Source organism: Streptomyces sp. NPDC055078, assembly GCF_053607985.1.
In genome coordinates this window covers 7,815-12,136 of sequence record NZ_JBSGUP010000206.1, presented here as the reverse complement: position 1 = coordinate 12,136, position 4,322 = coordinate 7,815, and the positions used below count along the sequence as shown (strand labels likewise).

The 4,322-nt window shown below is 68.3% G+C and carries 4 protein-coding genes and 1 pseudogene; 1 reads left to right on the top strand and 4 read right to left on the bottom strand.

The annotated features are described in order from the left end of the window. Positions 1-275: pseudogene (locus ACWF94_RS18900) on the top strand (hypothetical protein); the annotation flags it as partial. 209 nt (positions 276-484) lie between these two features. Here ACWF94_RS18900 and ACWF94_RS18895 read toward each other — a convergent pair. The 4 genes from ACWF94_RS18895 to ACWF94_RS18880 all read right to left on the bottom strand — a co-directional run. Further along, a complete protein-coding gene (locus tag ACWF94_RS18895) occupies positions 485-1,756 on the bottom strand; it encodes a right-handed parallel beta-helix repeat-containing protein (protein WP_453489170.1) in 1,272 nt (423 codons plus the stop codon). 524 nt (positions 1,757-2,280) lie between these two features. Continuing rightward, complete coding sequence (locus ACWF94_RS18890) at positions 2,281-2,655, bottom strand: DUF192 domain-containing protein (protein ID WP_453489168.1); 375 nt, start codon at positions 2,653-2,655, stop codon at positions 2,281-2,283. Between the two features lie 128 nt (positions 2,656-2,783). Then, positions 2,784-3,425, bottom strand: coding sequence for a DUF1326 domain-containing protein (locus tag ACWF94_RS18885; RefSeq protein WP_453489166.1), 642 nt, complete (start codon positions 3,423-3,425; stop codon positions 2,784-2,786). A 350-nt stretch (positions 3,426-3,775) separates the two neighbouring features. Then, a partial coding sequence (locus ACWF94_RS18880) for a phosphotransferase family protein (RefSeq protein ID WP_453489163.1) occupies positions 3,776-4,322 on the bottom strand: 547 nt, incomplete at its 5' end.

Below are 4,322 nucleotides of genomic sequence, written 5' to 3'. Positions count from 1 at the left end.
CGAGCCCCCTCCCGATGACCCTGCGCGTCGCCGTCGCGGGCACTCCCCAGCGGGGCCCCGGGTACGCGGGCGACGCCGCCGCGGCCGGGTTCGCCCTCACCGACGACGACCGTGCGGCGGCCAAGGAGGGGCGCGTCGATGACGACGACCGACACGAGACCCTCTTCACCGTCGTCGCCGTCTCCGGCATCGGCATGGGCTCCGCCCTGCTGCTCGGCCTGGCCCTCTGGACCCTCCTCACCCGCCGCCCCCCGGGCCGTCACGCCTCTTCCTGACGCCTCTTCCTGAGGTTGCCCGCCCGGCGCGTACGGGACCCGGTGGCCGAGGTGACGTCGGCGGACGGCGAGTGCGAGCGGTGAAGCGCCCCTGACCGGCCTTGGGGTCGGCTGACGGGCAGCCGTCCGGCCGGTCAGGGGCTCATCACGCACGTGGTGCCGGGTCACGGGTTACGGGTTACGGGTTACGGGTTACGGGTCACGGTGCCTCAGGGGGTACAGACGACGCCCTGGCACTGGGCGACCTGGGAGTTGCCGCTGGCCAGGTTCCCGCCGCCGTCGGTGTTGCCCGGGTCGGCGAGGATGCCCCAGCTTCCGTTGTTGCGGGAGGTGTTGGCCCGGACGGTGTGAACGGCCTTCGAGACGAAGATGCCGCTGCCCTGGTTGGCGTTGGTGGTGTTGCTGATGAGCTGGTTGCCGGTCCCGGAGGCCGCGAGCCCGTCGACGTAGATGCCCCGTGAGCCGTTGCGGTTGGCCTGGTTGAGTTCCACGACGTTGTTCGGCGACTGCGCCAGGCTGATCCCGTCCCCGGTGGTGTCGCTCGCGTTGTTGGACTTGATCACGTTGCTGCCGGAGAGGAACAGCTCGATGCCACCGGTGTTGCCGCTGACGTTGTTGCCGGTGATCGTGCTGCCGCTGGACGAATCCAGGGAGATTCCGCTGTCGCCGCTGCCCTGGAGCGTATTGGACAGGATGCGGTTGCCGGTGGAGCCGGAGACCGTCAGTCCGGCATCCGCGCTCTGGGTGGATGTGTTGCTCTGGACGAGGTTGTCGTTCGAGCTGAGCCGCAGGACGATCGCGCCGTCGCTGCTGACGCCGACGCTGTTGGTCAGCAGGGTGTTGCGGCTGGCGCCTTCCAGGATCAGTCCGGCGTCTCCGCTGCCGGTGATCTGATTGCCTTCGAGGAGGTTGTCGGCGGAGTTCTGAACGAATATGCCCCCGGACTTGTTGGTGGCCATCGTGTTGCCGAGGACGACGTTGTTGCTCGACCCGCCGGTTAACGAGACGCCTCTTTGGACCTGCAAGGATATGGTGTTGTTGCGTATGCGGTTGTTGTTGTCCGCGTCGTTGAGTTGGACACCGACGAGTTCGTTGTTCTGGATGGTGAGCTTTTCGACGATGTTGCCCAATGTGCCAGGGTTGAGCGCTACTCCGTAGTCGAATTGCTCCACACGGGCGGGGGTGCTGATGCCGTTGGTGACGGTGACGTTGTCGAACCCGTTGTTGCGGATTCCGGCGCCCAGGCCGACGCCGTCGACAAGGTGTCCGTTGAGGTCGATGGTGATGCCGTTGGCGCCGACGACGAGACCGTCACCGGGGCAGTTGAGCAGGTCATTGTCGAGAACGACGCTGGTCGTGACGGTCTGGCCGCAGGTGAGGATCGCGGCGTGTGCCGCCTGCGGGGGCATCGCCACACTGATGAGTGCGGTGGCCCCCACCGCTGCGAGCCCTGAAGACAACGTCCTGGAACGGCGGATCATGCAGACACTCCTTCTGCCAATGCGCTACGGACAGCCTCGCGGGCCACGCACCGGCCGTTGAGGATTACGACGAGGCGGACAGCCCGCCACCCGCACAGCGTCAAGCGAAAGCGCGCCAAAGGAAATGCGGCGGCAGTTAATGGCCTGCAAGGGGCGAAGGTTGACTGAATCGTTCATTCGTCGAGTGGCTGTCGCACTCACTCGCTGAAACGTTTCTTTTCGGCTTTGTCGTGGGCAGAACCGCTGATGGGGGGCAATGTTGACGCATGCCTGGGGAATCCGGTGCAAGCCCACATGGCCTGCCCATTCAAGGGCCATTCCAGGTTCTTTCGCACATCATCGAGCCGGGTGTCCGGGTGTCCGGGTGCCCGGGTGTCCGGGTGTCCGCGTGTCTGGGTGTCTGGGTGTCCGGGTGGGCGCCGACGGGGGTGACCCGTGGCCGTGCCCGCGCTTTGACGGCCGGGCGCCCTGGCTCATTGGCCCTGGCTCATTGGCCGTGGCTGTGGCCGTTTGGCGTGGCGCGGTCAGGGAGCCCCGATCGCCAGCCGCACCCCCGGCCGCACTCCCCATTCCGCCATCGCCCCCGCCCGGGACTCCAGCACATGGCGGGCCCGGAATCGGGGGCGGCCGAGGCGGCCCGGACGCAGCGTGTGGAGGTCGAGGACGGTGAGGTCGCGGTCCAGATAGGCGACGTCGATGGCGAAGCGCATCCGGAAGGTGTGCACTCCGCTGCACGGCGTCAGCAGCATCGCGCCATCGAAGCCGTCGCGGCCCAGCAGCCCGCGCTGCCGCGTCCGGCGGCTCGCCGCGATCTCGACGGGCACGGGCTCACCGATGCCCGGGAGCCGCAACACATCCGTACCGTCACGCCATTGGCGTCCGCGCCCCGTATGACCCATACGAGGAGACGGTAGCGCCCGCCCGCCGCCGGGGCACGGGCCCCCGGCCCCCGGGTCCGACCGCACCAGGGCCCCGTGCCCCACCGCTCCCAGCCCTCACCGGGCCCCTGCCCACAGGCCACGGGCCGTTACGCGTCCGGCCGCCAGTCGAACGGGAAGTGCTTGCTCGACCCGCCCCGGTACTCGCGGGAGAAGTCAAAGCCTTCGGCGTGGTCCGCGCTGACCACACCCCAGGTCGCCACCTGGCCGGGCCCCACCTCCGCCCCGGGGGCGTTGATCAACTGCACCCGGCGGTCGGGGTCCGAGGTGGGACCGGTCAGCGCCGTGGCGCCCACGCTCACCTTGTCGGACACGGTCGCGTGCCAGTACGCGAGATCCGGCGCGGCATCGAAGCGGATCGGGGCGTACTGCACGCTGCGCACTTCGCTGATCAGTGATCCGAACTTGCCCGGCCATCCCCCGGTGTTGCCGCGGAAGATTTCCTCCAGGGCGTCCCGCTGTGCGGGCGTTCCCTTCGCGTCTATGTAGAACATGGCGGTCATCGTGGCGTCAGGGTCGTTCACCCACATGTTCCCGGCGAACTCGCCGAGCGCCACGACGCCCAGGCCGTCCAGGCGCACATCGCCGAAGTGCCCTTCGTGGATCTGCCATACGAGCGTGAACATACAGGCGCCGTTCGTCGGAGCCTGCGCGAAGGTGCAAGGACAGGGTGTCGAGCAACTGCATACGTCGAACCACTCGCCCTTGAGGTGCCAGTTCTCCTCGCTCATCACCACTCCTCTCCCTCATACCCTGGTGGGGTATGAATCTGACGAGAGGTTAGCTCACCGCCCACGACTGGGTCAAATACCCCTGGGAGGTATCTAGATGGTTTGCGGCGGCGACAATCCGGGTGCCGGGCAAGGCAGTTGGGGCAGCCGTTCCCCGTCAGTGCGGTCGACCGGGAGCAGCGCCGGGGTGGAACGGCCGTTCCGGTCGCACTGGCGCGAGGCGGGAGAACGGCGGGGGCACGCGCCGGACCGCGCCGTACGGCCGGCCAAGCGGTGCGGCCGTGAGACCGAGATCGCCGGAAGCCTGCCGGAGGGCTTCCGGGCGCCCCGCCGACGCCCTTCGGCGACTTCTACAGACCATCCAGTCGTCTGGCGACCGTGTCGAGTGTCGGCCAAGGAGGACCCTCGCGCAGCGAGCGCAGGAACTCCTCTCCGAATCGCCTCCCGTTCGGAAGCTGGTCGCCGCGTTCCCAACGCCAGGCTGCGACCATCGCGAGAACGAGCTGCCGACACTCGTCCAGCAGTCCTTGGTCCACGTTCGGATAGTGCTCGCAGACCGCCTCGGAGACATGGGCGAGATCGAACTCGACGGGTCCACGGCAGCACGTCTCAAGGTCGATGAACAACGGGCCGTTCTCCGTGCCGAGCACATTGCCTGGATGCGGCTCGCCGTGGAGCAACTGCTCCACGGCGCCGCGGTCCTCGATCGCCCGCCGCAGGCTTCCCAGTCTGCCGCTGAGGAACGCGCGGTCCGCGTCGGCGAGCGCTGGCGAGAGATCCGGGTCGGCAACGACGTCTTCCGCCTCCGCGATGCGATCCGTGAACCGCGGGCTCGGCACGTCAACCTTGCGCATGCCGGCGTGCAGCCGCTCCAGCGCCTTGGCGTAGTCGACTGGG

Coding starts and splice junctions, on each gene's coding strand:
- ACWF94_RS18895 (WP_453489170.1), bottom strand. CDS start 1,756: ATGATCCGCCGTTCCAGGACGTTGTCTTCAGGGCTCGCAGCGGTGGGG.
- ACWF94_RS18890 (WP_453489168.1), bottom strand. CDS start 2,655: ATGGGTCATACGGGGCGCGGACGCCAATGGCGTGACGGTACGGATGTG.
- ACWF94_RS18885 (WP_453489166.1), bottom strand. CDS start 3,425: ATGAGCGAGGAGAACTGGCACCTCAAGGGCGAGTGGTTCGACGTATGC.